The organism is uncultured Aquimarina sp. (assembly GCF_947492965.1).
GTDB lineage: Bacteria > Bacteroidota > Bacteroidia > Flavobacteriales > Flavobacteriaceae > Aquimarina.
This window is the reverse complement of sequence record NZ_CANLOZ010000003.1, coordinates 575,746-595,389: the sequence shown is the minus strand read 5'-3', so window position 1 is coordinate 595,389 and position 19,644 is coordinate 575,746. Positions and strand designations below refer to the sequence as shown.

20 protein-coding genes are annotated in these 19,644 nt (G+C 35.9%); 1 reads left to right on the top strand and 19 read right to left on the bottom strand.

Annotation, left to right across the window (positions count from 1 at the left end; all coding sequences use genetic code 11):
- Positions 1–254 precede the first annotated feature (254 nt).
- From Q1B37_RS10555 to Q1B37_RS10465, 19 genes are all read right to left on the bottom strand, one after another.
- Positions 255–2,345 carry a thiamine pyrophosphate-dependent enzyme gene (locus Q1B37_RS10555; protein WP_299898513.1) on the bottom strand — a complete coding sequence of 697 codons (2,091 nt, stop codon included), beginning with the start codon at positions 2,343–2,345 and terminating at the stop codon, positions 255–257.
- Between the two features lie 86 nt (positions 2,346–2,431).
- Positions 2,432–3,505 (bottom strand): branched-chain amino acid aminotransferase, encoded by a 1,074-nt coding sequence (locus tag Q1B37_RS10550; RefSeq protein WP_299898511.1) that lies wholly within the window; start codon positions 3,503–3,505, stop codon positions 2,432–2,434.
- Positions 3,506–3,648: 143 nt separating this feature from the next.
- Positions 3,649–4,971: a dihydrolipoamide acetyltransferase family protein gene (locus Q1B37_RS10545; RefSeq protein ID WP_299898509.1), complete on the bottom strand. Its 1,323-nt coding sequence runs from the start codon at positions 4,969–4,971 to the stop codon at positions 3,649–3,651.
- A gap of 46 nt (positions 4,972–5,017) precedes the next feature.
- Positions 5,018–5,791: a DUF3050 domain-containing protein gene (locus Q1B37_RS10540; protein ID WP_299898507.1), complete on the bottom strand. Its 774-nt coding sequence runs from the start codon at positions 5,789–5,791 to the stop codon at positions 5,018–5,020.
- The gene (locus tag Q1B37_RS10535) at positions 5,788–6,387 is read right to left on the bottom strand and encodes a transferase hexapeptide repeat family protein (RefSeq protein ID WP_299898505.1); all 600 of its coding nucleotides are present in this window, start codon (positions 6,385–6,387) and stop codon (positions 5,788–5,790) included. Before Q1B37_RS10535 ends, Q1B37_RS10540 begins: the two co-directional genes overlap by 4 nt.
- A gap of 90 nt (positions 6,388–6,477) precedes the next feature.
- Complete coding sequence (locus Q1B37_RS10530) at positions 6,478–7,230, bottom strand: enoyl-CoA hydratase/isomerase family protein (protein WP_299898503.1); 753 nt, start codon at positions 7,228–7,230, stop codon at positions 6,478–6,480.
- A gap of 51 nt (positions 7,231–7,281) precedes the next feature.
- On the bottom strand, positions 7,282–9,780 hold the full coding sequence (gene paaZ, locus Q1B37_RS10525) for a phenylacetic acid degradation bifunctional protein PaaZ (RefSeq protein ID WP_299898501.1): 2,499 nt from the start codon (positions 9,778–9,780) through the stop codon (positions 7,282–7,284).
- A gap of 164 nt (positions 9,781–9,944) precedes the next feature.
- Entirely contained in the window at positions 9,945–11,153 is a 1,209-nt protein-coding gene (pcaF, locus tag Q1B37_RS10520; RefSeq protein ID WP_299898498.1) for a 3-oxoadipyl-CoA thiolase, read from the bottom strand.
- Between the two features lie 6 nt (positions 11,154–11,159).
- Positions 11,160–11,711: a hypothetical protein gene (locus Q1B37_RS10515; protein WP_299898497.1), complete on the bottom strand. Its 552-nt coding sequence runs from the start codon at positions 11,709–11,711 to the stop codon at positions 11,160–11,162.
- A gap of 31 nt (positions 11,712–11,742) precedes the next feature.
- On the bottom strand, positions 11,743–12,177 hold the full coding sequence (locus tag Q1B37_RS10510; protein WP_299898495.1) for a hotdog fold thioesterase: 435 nt from the start codon (positions 12,175–12,177) through the stop codon (positions 11,743–11,745).
- A gap of 25 nt (positions 12,178–12,202) precedes the next feature.
- On the bottom strand, positions 12,203–13,429 hold the full coding sequence (locus Q1B37_RS10505; protein ID WP_299898493.1) for a 3-hydroxyacyl-CoA dehydrogenase NAD-binding domain-containing protein: 1,227 nt from the start codon (positions 13,427–13,429) through the stop codon (positions 12,203–12,205).
- Positions 13,430–14,209: an enoyl-CoA hydratase-related protein gene (locus tag Q1B37_RS10500; protein WP_299898492.1), complete on the bottom strand. Its 780-nt coding sequence runs from the start codon at positions 14,207–14,209 to the stop codon at positions 13,430–13,432.
- Positions 14,210–14,266: 57 nt separating this feature from the next.
- Positions 14,267–14,635: a VOC family protein gene (locus Q1B37_RS10495; RefSeq protein WP_299898490.1), complete on the bottom strand. Its 369-nt coding sequence runs from the start codon at positions 14,633–14,635 to the stop codon at positions 14,267–14,269.
- Positions 14,636–15,139 carry a 1,2-phenylacetyl-CoA epoxidase subunit PaaD gene (paaD, locus tag Q1B37_RS10490; protein WP_299898488.1) on the bottom strand — a complete coding sequence of 168 codons (504 nt, stop codon included), beginning with the start codon at positions 15,137–15,139 and terminating at the stop codon, positions 14,636–14,638.
- 64 nt (positions 15,140–15,203) lie between these two features.
- Positions 15,204–15,959 (bottom strand): 1,2-phenylacetyl-CoA epoxidase subunit PaaC, encoded by a 756-nt coding sequence (gene paaC, locus Q1B37_RS10485; protein ID WP_299898486.1) that lies wholly within the window; start codon positions 15,957–15,959, stop codon positions 15,204–15,206.
- 73 nt (positions 15,960–16,032) lie between these two features.
- Positions 16,033–16,317, bottom strand: a complete 285-nt coding sequence (gene paaB / locus Q1B37_RS10480; protein ID WP_299606151.1) for a 1,2-phenylacetyl-CoA epoxidase subunit PaaB — start codon at positions 16,315–16,317, stop codon at positions 16,033–16,035.
- A gap of 10 nt (positions 16,318–16,327) precedes the next feature.
- Positions 16,328–17,284: a 1,2-phenylacetyl-CoA epoxidase subunit PaaA gene (paaA, locus tag Q1B37_RS10475; RefSeq protein ID WP_299898485.1), complete on the bottom strand. Its 957-nt coding sequence runs from the start codon at positions 17,282–17,284 to the stop codon at positions 16,328–16,330.
- 56 nt (positions 17,285–17,340) lie between these two features.
- A complete protein-coding gene (locus tag Q1B37_RS10470) occupies positions 17,341–18,414 on the bottom strand; it encodes a 2Fe-2S iron-sulfur cluster-binding protein (RefSeq protein WP_299898484.1) in 1,074 nt (357 codons plus the stop codon).
- A 77-nt stretch (positions 18,415–18,491) separates the two neighbouring features.
- Positions 18,492–19,061 carry a TetR/AcrR family transcriptional regulator gene (locus Q1B37_RS10465; protein ID WP_299606144.1) on the bottom strand — a complete coding sequence of 190 codons (570 nt, stop codon included), beginning with the start codon at positions 19,059–19,061 and terminating at the stop codon, positions 18,492–18,494.
- A 152-nt stretch (positions 19,062–19,213) separates the two neighbouring features.
- Here Q1B37_RS10465 and Q1B37_RS10460 point away from each other — a divergent pair, with 152 nt between their 5' ends.
- Entirely contained in the window at positions 19,214–19,642 is a 429-nt protein-coding gene (locus tag Q1B37_RS10460) for an META domain-containing protein (RefSeq protein ID WP_299898483.1), read from the top strand.
- Positions 19,643–19,644 lie beyond the last annotated feature (2 nt).

Genomic DNA, 19,644 nt, shown 5'->3' with positions numbered 1-19,644 from the left:
CTCACTTTTTAAAATGCTTTCATCTTGGGGGGAATGAAAGCGCTAACTCATTAACTCTGGTATAAAGATACGATCATTTTTTAATTCTCCAAACAAAATTGTGTATTTTGTCTAAAAAAAATGCTTTTTAACATATTTAATATTCAAAAATGTATTATTTTGTAAGTATTTTCTTTCTTTTACTTGTTTTTACTAGTAAAAAAATCCCTAGCTATATAAATAACTAGGGATGAAACAATTATATTTTACACCTACTAATACTTCAACAATTCATGTATTTTGTTTTTTACTTTTTCTGTTGAAGGAATCATGGTCTGTTCTAATGTGCTATTTAATGGAATCGCTGGCATATTTTCGGACCCAATAGTCATCACAGGAGCATCTAAAGATCTGAAGCATTCTTCCTGAATTTTTCCTGCTAGTGCTCTGGCAAATGAGTTATTCGAAGGCTCTTCTGTAACTACTAAACATTTTTTAGTTTTTCTTACAGATTCCATGATTGTATCTTCATCTATTGGATGTAGCGTTCTTAAATCAATAATTTCTACAACATCTGCTATGTCTTTCGAAGCATTCAATGCCCAATGCACTCCCATACCATACGTAACAATAGTTATGGTTTCTTTTTCATCTTGTGCCCAAATACGTTGTATTACACTCGCTTTTCCAAATGGTAATACATAATCTTCTGATGGTTCTATAGTTCTTGCTGCATCAGTACCTTTTACTTTGGACCAATACAATCCTTTATGTTCAAAAATCACTACTGGATTAGGATCATAATACGCTGCCTTCATTAATCCTTTAAGATCTGCTCCATTACTAGGGTATGCAATCTTTAATCCTCTAATATTTGTCACTACAGATTCTACCGAAGATGAATGATAAGGACCTCCACTTCCATATGCCCCTATAGGAACTCTCAATATCATAGATACCGGCCATTTACCATTAGACAAATAGCAAGAGCGACTCACTTCTGTAAATAACTGGTTTAATCCTGGCCAAATATAATCTGCGAATTGAACCTCCACTATTGGTTTTAAACCAACCGCAGACATCCCTACTGTTGATCCGACAATAAACGCCTCTTGGATAGGTGTATTAAATACACGTTCATCTCCAAATTTCTGTGCTAAAGTAGCGGCCTCTCTAAAAACACCTCCTAATCTTCCTCCAACATCCTGACCATATAACAGACACTCTTTGTGTTTTTTCATCAGCTCTTCTACTGCAAATAAGGCGCAATCTACCATAACCACCTCATCCTTATCATCAGGTGCGCGTTCACCAGACTCTTCAAGAATTGGCGTAGGTGCAAAATCATGAGTAAACAAATCCTCAGGAGTTGGATCTTCAGCTTTCATAGCTTCTTCCAAATCTTTCTTTACAGCTATTTGCGCTTCTGCTTCAATTTTTTGAACTTCTTCTTCTGTAAATCCATTTTCTAATAGTTGATTCCTAAGTACTGGATATGGATCTCTAGATCGAGCTTCTTCCAAATCATCACGATACCACTCCATTCGTACACCAGAAGTATGATGGTTTAATAACGGAACCTTGGCATGTACCAACATTGGTCTTCGCTCTTCCCGAATTGTTTTAATCACTTCCTGAATAGCCAGGTAGCTTTCCATAAAATTAGCCCCATCAATAGTAATAGCTTCTAATCCATGAAAACCTGCCGCATATTCATAAGCACTTTGCGCTCTGGTTTCTTCTTCGTTGGCAGAAATATCCCATCCGTTATCTTGTACCAAATATAATATTGGTAACTGTTTCAAAGCTGCCATTTGAAAAGCCTCTGCTATTTCTCCTTCAGTAACCGAAGCATCTCCCAATGAGCACAGCACCAAAGGTGCAGCCATAAGCTGTTCAGATATCTTACTCTTGCTGGAATCGTTATGTGGAATATCTACTAACTCTTTATACTGCATTCCTAACGCTACACCAGTAGCTGGAATGGCTTGCATTCCCGTTGCGGATGATTGATGCGGAATCTTTGGTTTATCAGCATCTTTTAAACTTGGATGCGAATAATAGGTACGACCGCCAGAAAAAGGATCCTCTCTTTTTGCTAATAATTGCAACATCAGATCATAAGGACGCATTCCTATACCCAATAACATAGCATCATCTCTATAATAAGGAAATGCATAATCTTGTGGCAACAGCTGCATTGCTACAGCTATTTGAATAGCTTCATGACCACGAGAGGTGGCATGTACATACTTTGATACTACTTTGAAATTATCTTCATACAGCTCTGCCATAGATTTGGCTGTGCATAATAGCGAAAATGCTTTTTGTAAAACTTCCTTTGCTACCGTTGTTGATACTATCATATCCTCTAGATTTTTGATGTAGGATTTACGAGATACGATTACTTTTTATGCCTTTCCGTCGTAAATCTTAAATCATAATTCGTAAATTAACTTACCTCCTCTTCTACTTGTACAGGAATAATCCAACCATGATTATCTGCTTGTTTTTGGGTCTTGATCTCATCCATGGTCTTTTTCATATCCTGACTCACCGGATTTTCTGATGGTAATGTAATTACTTCATCATTATACCCTATCGCCTCTACCATAGCGATAGCAACTGCGGTACCTGTACCAAAAGCTTCTTCTAATTTTCCTTGTTTTGAAAACTCAATAACCTCGTCGATTGTGATTGGCCTTTCTGTAACTTCAAAACCTTTATCTTTCAACAAAGTAATCACACTATCTCTGGTAATTCCTTTCAGAATAGATCCATCTGTACTAGGAGTAATAAACTTACCTTCTACTTTAAAGAAGATATTCATGGTTCCTACCTCTTGTACATATTTATGTTCATTGGCATCTAGCCATAACACCTGATCGTATCCTTTTGCTTTTGCTTTCTCAGTAGGCAGAATAGCTGCTGCATAATTACCCGCAGCTTTTGCCTCTCCTGTGCCTCCATCGGCAGCTCTGATATATTCTGTTTCGGCATATAACCTAATCTTTTTGGTAAAAAATGGTCCCGCTGGAGAACAAATCACAATAAACTTATAACTTGTGGCTGCACGCATCCCGATAAAAGGCTCATCTGCATACATAAATGGTCTTAGATATAGTGCGCTACCTTCCATTGGCGGAATCCAAGAGTGTTCCACTCCTACAATTTTTGCAACTGCTTCCACAAATAGTGATTCTGGAACGGTTGGCATTCCCATTCTTCTTGCACTATGATTAAAACGCTTTGCATTTTCTTCGGGTCTAAATAGTAATGGAGTATTATCATTTCCTACAGTCGCTTTCATTCCTTCAAAAATAGCTTGCCCATAATGCAATGCCATGGCTGCCGGATGCGTAGGAATTAATTTTAAAGGTTCTATTCTTGGATTGTTCCAGCTTCCATTTTCATATTCACATATAAACATATGATCCGTAAAAACTGTTCCTAAAGGAATATTATCAAAATCTACGTCTTTTAATCTTGAATCTGAAGTTCTTGTAATTTTGATTTGTTGTTCCATAATTATATTTTTTTGGCGCATCCCTTCTTCAGTCGGGTCGGGCTATTCACTATATCTTTTTTACTTGTTCTCGATACATCCTTCATAAGAAGGATACTCGAACTGACGCAAAAAAAGGATGCCGTTGCTATCCCTTGCGTATATTATATTTCTCTATTTATATCAAAAGCTTCTAACTCATCTCCTACTTTTCTTAAGAAGGATCCTCCCAAGAAACCGTCTACTACCCTATGATCAAATGATAAGGATAAATACATCATACTTCTTATGGCAATTTCATCTCCTTTATTTGTAGTAATAACTTCTGGACGTTTTTTGATAATTCCTAAAGCCAGAATCGCAACTTCCGGTTGATTAATAATAGGTGTACCCATTAAACTACCGAATGTTCCTACATTAGAAATAGTGAATGTACTACCTTGAATCTCTTCTGGTTTCAAACTATTAGTTCTTGCATTATTGGCAAGGTGATTTACTTGTTTTGCCAATCCTAATAGATTTTTTTCATCCGCTTGTTTTACCACAGGCACAATCAAATTACCACTAGGCAGTGCTGTTGCCATTCCTATATTAATATCTTTATGCACAACGATTTTGTTTTCATCAACAGAAACATTGATCATAGGATATTCTTGAATAGCTTTTGCAACTGCTTCAACAAAAATTGGTGTAAAGGTTAGTTTCTCTCCATACTTTTCCTGAAACTTTACTTTATGATTATTTCTCCATTCAACCAAGTTGGTCACATCAACTTCTATATAACTGGTTACGTGAGGAGAGGTATGTTTTGAGTATACCATATGATCAGCGATCATCTTACGCATACGATCCATCTCAACAATTCGATCCTTTCCTTCAACAAAAGAAATTGGCGGTGCTTTATAGGTTGATTTTGAAACCTGAGGTTGTTGAGGTCTACTAGGCAATGGATATTTTCTGTTTTTCAAATACCCAATAATATCACTCTTACGGATACGTCCTCCTTCTCCTGTTCCAGCTATATTTTGAACTTCTTCTATGCTTAAATTCTCCTTTTTAGCTATACTAATGACTAAAGGCGAAAGGAAACCATCATTCTCAGAAGAACCTATTGCTTTAAATTGCCCTCTCTGTCCACTTGAAGTGGACATCTCTCCCAAAGGGAGAGAAGCTGAACTTGATTCCTTTTCTTGAACTCTTTCTATAGATGTTTCTTCTTTTTTGGTTTCTTTTTGTGCTACTTCACCATCTACATCTATAATGGCTATAACGCTTCCTATTGTTACTACTTCATTCGGTTCAAAAAGGATTTTAGAAATAACGCCATTACATGGAGCAGGTACTTCAGAATCTACTTTATCTGTAGCTACTTCTAGAATAGTTTCATCTTCTTCCACAGGATCCCCAACCTTTTTTAACCAATTTAAAATGGTTGCTTCGGAAATACTTTCACCCATTTTGGGCATTTTTAATTCTATAGTCGACATTTGGTTAACTAATGTTTGTTAGTTTTAAATCTAAAATTAAAATTTCTTATGTTACTGTACTATTTTGTAACACTTCCGAGATATTATCCCATAGTGCTATTCGGTTGGCTAGAGCCATTTTACTATATAACAATGCCTCTTCCCAATGCTCTTTAGTTTCGCAAAGAGACGCTATCATTTCTAAACTAAGTGGTCCATGTTCCTCACCATCTAATTCTATATGTCTTTCTAAATAGTACACTAATTTTTCCAGAGTAACATCCGAATTATCTTGAATTCCTTTTACTATTTCGATAAACATATCAGGAATCAGGTCTTCTCTTCCAAATGTAAATACAGCAGCTATAATATGAGGTTTACCAGTTGCGATAACCTCGAATGTAAACTTCATAAACATTTTTACTTGTTCAGAAATAGGTAAGCTATCTATTGCATTTTGGACATTTTCTCCTGCAGCGATATTCTTAACCAAAGCACTTACCTGATCAGTATTTGCTCCCACTTCTTCCATTGCATCCAGATACATTTCAAAATGGCTAACTGATTTACCCGATCGATCAATATCACTTTCTTCTCCTAATACAATTTCATTAATAAATCTTCTCACTTTTGGATTACTAGAGGGTATCCAAGGTAGTGATACAGTTGTTAAATGTATTTGCAAGCTTTTTAATAATGACATAAAATCCCAAACTGCAAAAACATGACTTTCCATAAAAACTCTTACATCCTGTACTTCCTTCATTTGATTATACAAAGGATGTTTTGCAAGCTGTAATCGCAATGGTTCTAATTCTTGTATCAGTTGATCTATATTCATCTTTTTTCTTTAAATTCTTCTAGTGTTTTATAAAAAGCTTCTTGAGTTGGTCTATCCTTAGGAATTTTTCTTAAGGGCTCTACTTCTTGTAATGACTCAAAACAATCTGTCGGTAACTGCTGATATAATTGGGTTCCTTTGGTTTTCCAATGAATCATTTCATCAGTAACCTCTTTAATAACTTTTGCCGGATTACCAACAATAAGACTTCTTTTGGGAACAATTGTTTTTGCTTTTACAAACGACATCGCTCCGACGATACACTCATCTCCAATTTCTGCATCATCCATAATTACTGTATTCATACCTATAAGGCAATTACGTCCTAAATTAGCTCCATGAATTACCGCTCCATGACCTACATGTGCACTTTCCTTAAGCACAATGGATTTACCCGGAAACATATGTACGGTACAATTTTCTTGTACATTTACTCCATCTTCTAAAACGATCTCTCCCCAATCTCCTCTAATAGCAGCTCCAGGACCGATATAACAGTTTTCACCAATAATCACATTACCGGTTACTGCTGCTAGTGGATGTACAAAGCTGCTTTCGTGTACTACGGGTATATATCCTTTGAAGCTATAAATCATATTTATTTTTGTCAGTCTGAGCCCGTCGAAGACTCTTTTCCTATTCACTAATTGTTACACTTCGACAAGCTCAGTGTAACAACCAGGTTTTTATTTGAATCTTTTTAATGTTTCTTTTGTAAAATCACTTAGTACTAATCTACCGCTTATCACTGCTCTTTCTGCCAGTAAAGTATCCCATTGTTCTGTACCTGTCCAAAATGCTTTTTTCATTTCTGACATGGCTTCAGGATTGTAAGTGCATAGATGCGCTGCAAATGCTTTTACCTCTGCATCCAAGGCCTCCGTATCTTCAAAAACTTTGGTAAACAAACCTTTATCACGAGCCCATTCTGCTTCATAAAAAGAATTCGCGTCAATAGCTATTTGTGACATAGCAGACAATCCAATTTTCCTCTCTACCGCAGGACCTACTACAAAAGGTCCAATCCCAACATTTAGTTCACTTAATTTAATCGAGGCGAATTTACTAGCCATACAATAATCTGTAGCAGACGCAAGTCCTACACCTCCTCCAACTGTTTTACCTTGTATACGACCAATAATGAATTTTGGACATTTACGCATAGCGTTTATGACATTGGCAAAACCAGAGAAAAAGATTTTACCTGTCTCTGCATCATTGATATTGATCAACTCTTTAAAACTAGCTCCAGCACAAAAGGTCCTGTTACCTCCACTCTTTAAAATAATTACTTTTATCTGGTCATTCTCACCAGCTTCAGTAATTGTTTGTGCTAGTTTAGCCAGAATATCTCCTGGTAATGAATTATGCGCTGGATGAAAGAACTCTATTGTTCCTATCCCATTTTCTATATCTATATGTACGTAAGGTGCTGTCATAGTTTCTTCCCGCGTAGGCGGGAATCTTATTTTCGGTTTCTAAATATTTATTCAATCCAATAGATTGAACTGCTCAAAATGATGATTCATATGCTTCACATTCAATAGATCCCACTCAAACTTATTCATCTCTCCAAAAACTGCATTTTTGGTCACTGCTTCTGGATTTTCTTTAAAAAATATCTCCAGGTTATCCAATGCTTCTAACAATTTGGTTTTAGCAGTAGCAAGGTTTTCATGTTTTAAAACTTCTAGGTCTCCTTTTTTCATCAAAGGATGTTGATGTTCTCTTGGCATGGGTTTATGATTATAAACCATCTCTTGTACTTTTTCTAAATACTCCTCTGGAGTGGCGATCTCAAAATCCTGAATTTCACCAGCTCCAATGCGTACCGTATATTCTAGATGTTCTATCATATGTTGTGGTGTCATGATGCCCCACTTCGGTTTCATATCATCAGTAAGCTTTGCTAAATATCTTTCAATATTTGAACGATTCACTTGTACAAATGGTGATTTTTTTTGTACCATCGTTAAAATTGTAGCTATTGCGGCTAATTCATCTTCTTGATCAAATACCTCTACGAACCACTTTACAATTCCACTCGGTAACTCTTTTCCTCTATGATCACGATCAATCTTTTGCTTACAAGTAAGCCTTACATATACCGTATCATTATGGTAGATGGGTCTCAGGAACCTACATTCCTCTAAACCATAATTTGCCGCTACTGGACCTTTATTAGGATATACAAAAAGACCTGCCGCCGCTGCTAATATAAAATATCCGTGTGCTGTTCTTTTTTCGAAAATACTTCCTTCTAGCGATGTGATATCTGTATGAGCATAAAAGTGATCCCAAGTAAGATTAGCGAAGTTTATGATATCAGTATCCGTAACTGTCCTTTTATGTGTTTTTAAAGACATTCCTGGTTCGATATCTTCCCAGTGATATGCAAATGGATGCTTATCTGTTTCTTTGTATTTTGAATTGGCCTGGTAAATCCCGGTTACTTCAGTGAGAGTTGTTGGAGTACCTTGTACGGCACATCGTTGCATATAATGTTTAATTCCTCTCATGCCACCCATCTCTTCACCACCACCAGCTCGACCCGGACCACCATGGGTTAACATTGGCAATGGAGAACCATGACCAGTACTTTGCTTAGCGTTTTCACGATTTCCAACTAAAATACGTCCGTGATGTGAAGCTGCTCCAACTACAAACTCTTTAGCTATTTGATCATCATAGGTAAAAATAGAAGATACCAAAGATCCTTTACCCATATGCGCAAGAGTGATGGCATCATCCAATGTATCATATGGCATGATGGTCGAAACTGGTCCAAATGCTTCTATGATATGTGCTTCTGTATTTTTGAAGGGATCATCTTGTCTCATCAAGATTGGGCTTACAAAAGCTCCTTTTTCTGCATCTGCACCAACCGTTTCTATGGTATCTAAACTACCATATACCATTTGTGCAGTTTTTGCTATTTCGGATACATTATTACGGAAACTTTCTACTTGTTGTTTGCTCGCCAAAGCTCCCATTCTTACTTCTTTCAACCTTGGATCACCGATAGTAACCTTATCTAATTGTTGTCCTAATGCAATTTGAACATCTTCTACTAAATTAGATGGAACAATAATTCTTCTGATTGCGGTACATTTCTGACCTGTTTTAACGGTCATTTCTTTCCTAACTTCTTTTATAAAAAGATTAAACTCAGGAGTTCCTGGCACTGCATCTTTTCCTAAAACTGAAGCATTCAAAGAATCTGCTTCCATTGTAAAAGGAACTGATTCCTCAATTAATCTAGGATGTGCTTTTAACAATTTACCTGTATGTGCAGATCCTGTAAAAGTCACTACATCCTGAGATTCTACTGTGTCCAAAATATTTTTGGTCATCCCACTAAGTAGTTGTAAAGAGCCTTCTGGCAGAATTCCAGAATCGATTATCACACGTACTAGTGCTTCAGTCAAATAAGCTGTCTGAGGAGCAGGTAATACTACCGATGGCATACCAGCCATCCAATTGACTGCACATTTTTCTAACATCCCCCAAATAGGAAAGTTAAATGCGTTAATATGCACTGCTACTCCACGTTTTGGCACCAAAATATGGTGCGCCATAAATCTTCCGCCTCTGGATAAATCTATTGGATCTCCTTCTACATGATACGATTGATTAGGAAACAACTTTCTAAGAGATGCATTGGCAAATAAGTTTCCGAATCCTCCTTCTATATCTATCCAACTATCAATACGAGTTGCTCCGGTACGATAACTTATCTCGTAAAACTGTTCTTTTCTCTTAGTTAAGAACAATGCTAATTTTTTAAGCATATTTCCTCTCTCCTGAAAGGTCATTTTTCTTAATACCTCACCTCCTTTGGTTCTGCCGTATTGTAATACCGATGGAATATCTAATCCATCAGTTGTAGAACGACCAATTACTTCTCCGGTTACGGCATCATGCATAATGATACCATCACCATCTCCTTCTGCCCACGTTCCATTGATATAGCTTTGTAGTATTTTCATGCTTTCGCTTTTTATTTTTCTTTTTTTATTTCCTTTTTGTGTAATGTAAAAAAGAAACAAAAAAGTCTAATCTTATATAGATTCCTGCCTCCGCAGGAATGACAATTTTTCTAATATTCTCAAACCTCACAGCGAGTGAAGCGAGTGTACTCAACACTCATCGACTAACTCACTCGTTCAATTACACAGGCATATCCTTGACCAACTCCTACACACATCGTAATAAGGGCATATCGTTTATTTTGCTCTTGTAATTCGAGTGCTGCGGAATAGGCAATTCTAGTTCCTGTTACTCCAAGAGGGTGACCTATTGCAATAGATCCTCCGTTTGGGTTAATTCTAGGATCATCATCTTTTAATCCCCATGCTCTTATACAAGCCAGTGCTTGTGAAGCGAAAGCCTCGTTTAATTCTATAATATCAATATCATCCATCGTAATCCCTGCTTTTTCTAGCGCCTTATTAGATGCTTGTACAGGGCCTATTCCCATAATTCTCGGCTCCACTCCAACTACGGCAGAACTTACTATTCTTGCAATAGGACTCAACCCATATTGCTTTACTGCATCCTCTGAAGCAATAATGGTTGCTGCTGCCCCATCATTAAGACCTGAAGAGTTACCCGCAGTAACACTACCTTCTTTCTTAAAAGCAGGGCGTAGCTTTGCAAGCACCTCTTTTGTTGTAGTTGGCTTTATAAACTCATCCTCAGAAAACAGGATTGGATCTTTTTTACGTTGTGGAATTTCTACTGTCGTAATCTCTTTTGCTAACCTTCCAGATTCTTTTGCTTTTGTAGCTTTCATTTGACTCCAATAAGCAAATGCATCCTGATCTTCTCGAGAGATATTATATTTCTCCACCAAGTTCTCTGCCGTAGTCCCCATACCATCAGTACCATACAATTCGTGCATTTTTTGGTTCACGAATCGCCATCCAAAGCTCGAATCATACATTTTAGAGTCATTACCAAAGGCCGAAGATGGCTTTGCGATTACATAAGGACCACGAGTCATATTTTCTACTCCTCCAGAGATAAAGAGATCTCCATCTCCTGCTTTAATTGCTCTATTAGCATGAATAATTGCTGACAATCCAGAACTACATAAACGATTTACAGTTTCTCCAGGAACGGTAAAAGGTAGGCCTGCCAACAAAGAACACATTCTCGCAACGTTCCTATTATCCTCTCCAGCCTGATTAGCACATCCCATAATTACATCGTCATAGGCTTCTTTTGGGATATTAGGATTGTTTTCTACCAGTTTTTGAATAACCAAAGCACCTAAATCATCCGTACGAACAGCTGATAACGTTCCTTTGTAATTACCGATCGGAGTTCTTACTCCATCTATGATATATGCTTCTTTCATTGTTTTTTATTCTTTCAATTTTGCTGATAGTACTGATTTTTCTATTAGCGGTAAATATTTGGATTCTTCCTCTTTCATAAAGTAGGAAGAAATCATGATCGTTTTGTTCTCTCCTGCATCAAAAGCATGCATGATCATCATCATTTCTCCTCCAGCATCATCCAAGGTTTTTGACTTTTGGACTAAAACAGTTTTCCCTCCTAAATCCACTTCTTCTATTCCTAAAGAAGTGACTCCATTTTGATCTTCGGGTTCTTCCATCATTCTCTTTTTAAACGCTTCATAGGGTTGTGGTGCTAACATTTTCATGATACCTGCCGACATATCTTCATTTGCTCTATTCGTTCCATTATCAATTACGAAAACGGATTCATCAACTTCCATATCAATTTGATCATTAAACAACCCTCCCAAAGCACTTTCTACCTCTTCGGATCTTTGTTCTGCAGTTTCAGTGGTAACTGGTTCCGTACCTTCTAGTGTTTCTTTTTTAGACTTTGTTTCTTTCCCGCAGGAAAGAAATGATAACAGGATTACTGTTGTTAATAATACTCTCATTTGTTTGTATAAATAATAGTTAGTTAAAAAGCTATTCCCAGTTTTTATTTGTTCTGTAAACAACTCCTTTAAAAAGCGCTACAATTTGTTCTCCTCTTTTTACCTCTACGATATTAAACCCAACTTTTGTTTTTGCTATATCGGTAACAGCTTCTGCAGTTAGGTAATCTCCTTCTTCTAGAGCTTCGATATGATTGATAGATGTTTCTATAGAGACAGCGTGCTTACCATGAGTATTGGCGGAAAAACCGAAAGCTGTATCTGCTAAACTATAGGATATGCCTCCGTGGGCTTTACCCATACTATTCAACATTTCTTTTCTAACCGTCATTCCTACTTTGCATCTACCTTTTTCTACTTCTAAAACTTCGATACCTAACCATTGACTAAACGGATCAATGCTTAGCATTTTTTCAGGAATAGTCTGAGAGTTTTTAAGTATGCGGGAATTTGTGGTATTATTCATTGTAAATTCTGAATTATGACTAGTATCAATTATTACTATCTACTGCGTGTTCTTGTTTCGCAAAAAAGGTTCTATTTTCTCTATCCATTTTTCTAAGTAATGGACTACATCTATATCGATCTTCATGATATTCGTTATAGAGCTTATCTAGTTTATTTACACACCAATCTATACCTTTTTGATCTGCCCATGCCAATAAACCTTTAGGATAATTTACTCCTTTGGTCATAGCATTATCTATATCTTCTGCTGAAGCAACATTCCAAAACAATGCATCTGCAGCTTCATTAATCAACATCACCAATACTCGGTTGAAAATATATTGTGGAAGTTCTTCTTTGGATAATTTCTCCACTTTACTTGAGCTTTTAGGACTTACTATATTTTGTGAATCTATTTTCCCCTCATCATTATAATTGTAGTATCCTTTTCCAGATTTTCTACCCAAATATCCTGCTTCGGACAGTCTTTTTTGTGTAAAAGATGGTTTGTATCTCGGATCATAATAAAAGGCCGTAAACACGGTTTCAGTTACTGTATAATTGACATCATTACCAATAAAATCCATCAATTCGAAGGGGCCCATTCTGAAACCTCCTAACTCTTTTAAACTTTTATCAATAGTACTTATATCTGCTAAACCTTCTTCAAAAATTCGCAGTGACTCACCGTAAAAGGGTCTAGCTACTCGATTCACTATAAATCCAGGAGTATCTTTTGCTAATGCAACTACCTTTTTCCAGTTAGAAATAATTTCTATAACTTTTTGAGTAACACCTCCTGAAGTCTGTACTGCTGGAATAACTTCGACCAGCTTCATTAATGGTGCCGGATTAAAAAAGTGAATTCCTATACATCTTTCTGGCTTTTGTAATGAAGCGGCAATAGATGCAATTGATAAAGAAGATGTATTCGAAGCAATAATGGTATTTTCTGAAACATATGATTCTAGTTCAGAAAAAACCTTCTGTTTAATATCTAAGTCCTCTACAATAGCTTCGATTACCAAATCGGTATTATCCAAATTTTTTAAGGAATCGACATACTGAATATTACCTTGAATACGATCTTTATCAGCTTCTGTTATTCTTCCCTTTACTATGAGACGTGATAATATTTTTTCTAAAGCGAGTTTACTTTTCTCCAGTGCTTCTTTTCTAGTATCAAATACTTTTACAGTATTACCAGCTGTGGCTGCCACTTGTGCAATACCGCTACCCATTGTTCCTGATCCTATAATACCTACTATCATTTACTTTCCTTTAAAAACAGGTTTTCTTTTTTCTATAAAGGCATTAACACCTTCTGAATAATCTTCGGTCTCAGCAGCTTCTATTTGAAGATCTGACTCTAATGAGAGTTGTTGATCTAAATTATTAACCATAGATTGATTCAGTAATCTTTTTGTCAACCCTAAAGCTTTTGTTGGCATCATAGCCATCTTATTTGCTATTTTCCCAACTTCTTCAATGAAACTTTCTATCGGGACTACTTTGTAAACCATACCTAAGGATTCTGCTTCATTGGCTGAAACCTTATCTCCCAGCATCATTAATGCTGACGCTTTTTGAAAACCAATAAGTCTTGGTAAAAAGAATGTTCCAGCGCTATCTGGGATCAACCCTATTTTACTAAATGCCTGAATAAAACTTGATGCCTCTGACCCAATAACAATATCGCAAGCTAAAGCAATGTTTGCTCCAGCTCCCGCAGCAACTCCATTGACTCCAGCTATGATAGGTTTTTCAATTTTTCGGATACGTTGAACAATAGGATTGTAATGTTCTTCTAGAATTTTTCTAAAACCAGGATTTAGTTCTGGAGATGTAACTTCATTTAAATCTTGTCCTGCACAAAATGCTTTTCCATTACCAGTTAACACAATAGCTCTTACCTCATTATTACTTTCACAATCATCTAGTGTACTTTGAAGTGAAAGTGCCATTTCTCTATTAAAACTATTAAATGTTTCTGGACGGTTTAAGGTAATCCAGGCAACTCCGTTTTCTATTTTTATTTGTATTGAGCTCATAAACTATGTATCCTAATTTTTTTCAAGAAGAAAAATTTTTAAGGATTATTTTTTTGATTATTGTGTTTCTATTTTAAAGTATGGGTTATAAATAATTCCGATAACATTATCCCAAGGACATTTCACTGTTGCCACCATGAGTTCTCCTCCTACATTAGTTGGTTTTTCATGAGATATAGCTCCTAAATCAATAAGTCTTTGAAATTCTTTTTCAACATCACTAACTCCCCAATAGGATAGCACATTTTCAGTTTTTTTTGCAGGAGTTTCTTCTTCTTGTTGTAGACCTAATTCGAAGCCACCAACATTAAACCCCACATAGTAAGGTTCATCAAAATAAGGTGCAACTTCAAAAGCCTTTGTATACCATTTTTTGGCTTTTTCAAGATCGCTTACTTTGTATATTGTAGTTCTAAGTCCTAACATTCATTTTAAGCATTTAAAATAATCAAATGGTTCTAGACAATCTTCGCATTGAAACAATGCTTTGCATGCTGTAGAACCAAATTGACTGATCATTTTCGTATTTGTAGAACCACAATTGGTGCATTTTACAATCCTCTTTCCTTCTAATAAAACAGCCTTATCAGCTTCTTCTCCTAGTGGAGCTGCTACACCATACTCCTCTAATGCTTTCCTTCCGTTTGGAGTTATCCAATCGGTAGTCCAAGCTGGCGAAAGTACTAATTGCACCTTGGCTGTAATGTTTTCTTCAGCAAATGCGCTTACAATATCATCACCAATAACATCCATCGCTGGACATCCACTATATGTTGGAGTAATTTTAATTTGAGCTACATTGTCTTTCATTATTGCGGAACGAACTACACCCATATCTAAAATTCCCAACACGGGAATTTCAGGATCGTGAACCTTTTCCAGAATTGGAATCAGTTTTGGATCGATATGAGGTTGCAATTCTATAGTCAATGTATACTTGTTTTATATTAAAGATGAGAATCTATTGGTTTTCTTTCACACTTAAAAACATTCCTTACCACTTCATGTTAGGGTAAGTTCTCTGCATATATTGCAAATCGGATAACAAATACCCCATATGCTCACCATGAATTCCTTGCTTGCCTCCTTTTTGAAAATATTTTATTTCAGGAACTGTTAAGGTCGCTTCTTCGAGAACTTCTTTTACAATCCTATAATAATCCTCTCTTAGTTGTTTCACGTCTATTCCTACTCCTTCATCGGCAACTATCATATCATTCTCTGTCATATGGAATAATTCATCTGTGAATCTCCATAAATCATTAATCGCTTCTTGAACTTTTTGATGACTTTCTTCTGTTCCATCACCCAATCTTTTTATCCAATCAGAGGAAAATCTTCTATGATAGCTTACTTCCTTGATCCCTTTTTTAGCAATTGCTGCTAAGGTTTCATCTTCGCTTCGTTGCAATTCCTGAAGTAGTAAAAGGTGAAAAACATCGAATAGAAATTGTCTTGCGATTACATATCCAAAATGTCTATTAGGTTGTTCCACTAACAGTACATTTTTATATTGTCTTTCTGTTCTTAGAAAAGCTATATCATCTTCCGTTTTTCCTTCACCTACTAGGCTGGCTACATATTGATAATAACTGCGTGTTTGACCTAAAAGATCAAGAGCCATATTAGTACCTGCAATATCAGTTTCTAAACTAGGACCATGACCGCATAGTTCTGATAAGCGTTGTCCTAAGATCAAGGCGTTATCAGCTATACCATATATATATTGGACTAAATTTTCGTTTTTCATGATACTGTCCCGCCAAAGCGGGTATCTTTTAATTAACTTTTAGTTTACCTAAAAACTTCCTTTTATAGAAGAATTACATATGCTTTACCTCATCAGGTAGATCATAAAACGTTGGATGTCTGTATATTTTATCCTGCGCGGGTTCAAAAAGTTCTCCATTATTATCGGGATTTGAAGCTGTAATATTCTTTGACTCCACAACCCATATACTAACTCCTTCACTTCTCCTGGTGTATACATCTCTGGCATTTTCTAAAGCCATTTCTGCATCTGCAGCATGCAAGCTTCCAAAATGTCTATGTTCTAAGCCGTTTTTACTTCTAACAAACACTTCCCAAAGTGGCCAATTATTTTTCATTTCTTATATTTTAGATTGCTTCTCTCAGCTTTTTATCTTCTTGTTTCTTTGCATAGGCCATAGCTGCATCTCTTACCCATTCTCCTTTTTCCCAAGCATTTACTCTAGCGTTCATACGCTCTTTATTACAAGGACCATGTCCTTTGACAACTTGCCAGAATTCTTCCCAATCAATTTCTCCAAAATCATAATGACCAGTTTCTTCGTTCCATTTTAGATCAGGGTCTGGCACCGTTAGTCCAATTAAATCAGCTTGCGGCACTGTTTGATCAATAAACTGCTGACGTAATTCGTCGTTCGTTTTACGTTTTAGCTTCCATTTCATAGATTGTGCTGTATGCACTGACTCGGCATCTGTAGGACCTAACATCATCAAAGATGGCCACCACCAGCGATTTAAAGCGTCCTGTGCCATTTCTTTCTGTTCTGGAGTTCCATTAGCTAAAGTCATCATAATTTCAAAACCTTGTCTTTGGTGGAAACTCTCCTCTTTACATACTCTGATCATAGCTCTTGCATAAGGACCGTAAGAAGTACTGCATAATGGTACCTGATTAATAATAGCCGCACCATCTACTAACCAACCAATAGCTCCAATATCTGCCCAAGTTATTGTTGGATAGTTGAAGATACTCGAATATTTAGCTTTTCCTGTATGTAATTGATTATATAATTCGTCTCTAGAAATACCTAGGGTTTCACAAGCACTATATAAGTATAGTCCATGTCCTGCCTCATCTTGTACTTTTGCTAATAACGCTACTTTTCGTCTTAGAGAAGGTGCTCTTGTAATCCAATTACCTTCTGGTAACATTCCTACGATCTCAGAATGTGCATGCTGAGATATCTGACGAATATGAGTCTTTCTATATTTTTCCGGCATCCAATCCTTTGGCTCAATCTTTTCATCTCTGGCAATCTTTTGTTCAAAGATTTCTTCTAGATTTTTTATTTCTTTTTCACTCATAACAATAGTTTTTATTATGACTCAAATCCTAGCAACGAAGCGAGTCATTAAGAATGTTAAACATCAAAATCTACTACCACTCTTTCGGCAGTAGGAACAGCTTGACAAGAAAGTACCAAACCTTTGGCTACCTCATCTTCTTCGAGAGCATAATTAATTTTCATTTCCACACTTCCTTCTACAACCTTACATTTACAGGTACTACAAACACCTCCTTTACAAGCAAAAGGAAGATCTGCTCCCGCAGCAAGTGCTCCATCTAGTATATTATCGTAATCATCATCCATGGCAAAGTGAAATTCTTTTCCTCCATCGATAATTGTTATTTCAGTTCCATCAACTTTGTTATCAAGTACCTCAGCTATCTTTTTCTGATTCTCTTCAGAACCTCCAGAAAAAAACAGCTCATAATGAATTTTTTCTTTAGGCATTCCTGCCTTTACCAGCTCGTCTCTTATTAGAAATATCATTTCTTCAGGACCACAAATAAAACAGTCATCTATGTTATTTACATCAAAAACTTTTGTAGTTAAATCCTCTAACTTTTCGGAAGTAAATCTTCCATTTAGCAATGGAATATCTCTATGCTCTTTAGTTAGGAAATAAAATATCTCTAATCGACCAAAATATTTATTTCGTAAGGCTTCTATCTCTTCTTTAAAGATAATGGATTTCGCATTTCTGTTCAAATAAAACAACTTAAACGTACAATCAGGTTCTAGCGCGAGATGTGTTTTAATAATAGAAAGTATGGGAGTTATTCCACTTCCTCCAGCAAAAACAATATAATTTTTGGCGCTATTATGATCTACTGGAGTAAAAAAACTACCTGTAGGAGGTAGCACTTCTAATTCATCACCAGCTTTTAGAACGTCACAAGCGTAATTAGAAAAAACACCTCCCGTTATTCTTTTAACCGCTACCTTCCAAACATCTTCAACAGGGCTAGAACATAAGGAATAACTACGTCTTATTTCTTCTCCATCAATGTTAGTTTTTAGCGTAAGATATTGTCCTTGTGTGAAGGCAAAGACGTTTTTTAACTTTTGAGGAATCTCGAAAGTAATAGAGGTACAATCTTTTGTTTCTTCCTGAACCTCAGCTATTTTAACTGTGTAAAAATCACTCATACATGCTACACTATAACGTTATAGTATAACAAAACTAACAATTGTTAGTTTTATACACAACTAATTAATTGTTAATTTTAAACCAAGCCTTTTAACAGTACTGAAATCATATCTTTTTTTAGGATATCTGCTTCTATATTTTTCTGCTTAGGATACCATAAATAAAGTGTTCTAAGAGTAGATAAAGTTGAAAATACTATGATCTCTATATTATTGGGTTTTATTTCATTTGTATTTACCCCAGAAATCACAATCTGTCTAAAATTCTCCTCATAATCATTTCTCATTTTTTCAAAATATAGGAGATTATCTTCTTCCAGATGCATCCAATCATTATTTAGTGAAGCCAATCCATCCGAATTACGCAAAGTAACATCTATATGAAGACTTATTATGTTTTCTAATTTTTGAATAGCACTATGATCCGAATTTACAATTTGATTCATTCCGGTAGTAAACTCTTCAGCCAGTTCTATTATAATCGTGGATAAGATCTCTTGCTTAGACTGGATATGATTATATAGGCTAGCAGCTTTGATTCCCATAGCAGTGGCTAAATCTCTCATAGTAACTGCACTATAACCTTTCTCTTTAAAAAGAATTGCCGCAGCATTTACAATTTCTTGCTTTCTACTCTCTTGTTTCATTGGCGCAGGGGTTTTACGACTGTTAATCAAACATTACAAAAAACTTATTCCATGTTTTGATTACAGATTAAACACTAAAAATATAATAAATTTGTTATATTAGAAATTATACGACATCCTTTACTCCGTTTTTTGATAAAAATCGAAAACCTATGAAATATTATACTTTATTGTTTACTTTTTTTCTATTCCTAACTAACTGTAATAGCGTAAATGCTGTAAATTCTAACAATAAAGAAGCCCAGGATACATCCAAACTTAATGGTACTTACATGGTTACCAATCTCTACGGAAAGGACGTTTCTGAGTATAAACTAACTATGATTTTTGATACTGCTAAAAACAGTATTTCTGGTTTTTCGGGATGTAATTCTTACACTTGCGATTATAAATCAGACAAAAACTCTTTGAATACTGGTTTCCCAATAGGTACTAAAATCTATTGCGAAGAAACATCTGATGTAGAGAAAGAGTTTTTTAAAGTGTTCGCAGAAGAGAAATACAAAAACTTAGAAGGCAATACACTCAACTTAACGAACCACAAGGGCATAACTATTCTTTCTGCTAAGAAAAAACTTTAAGG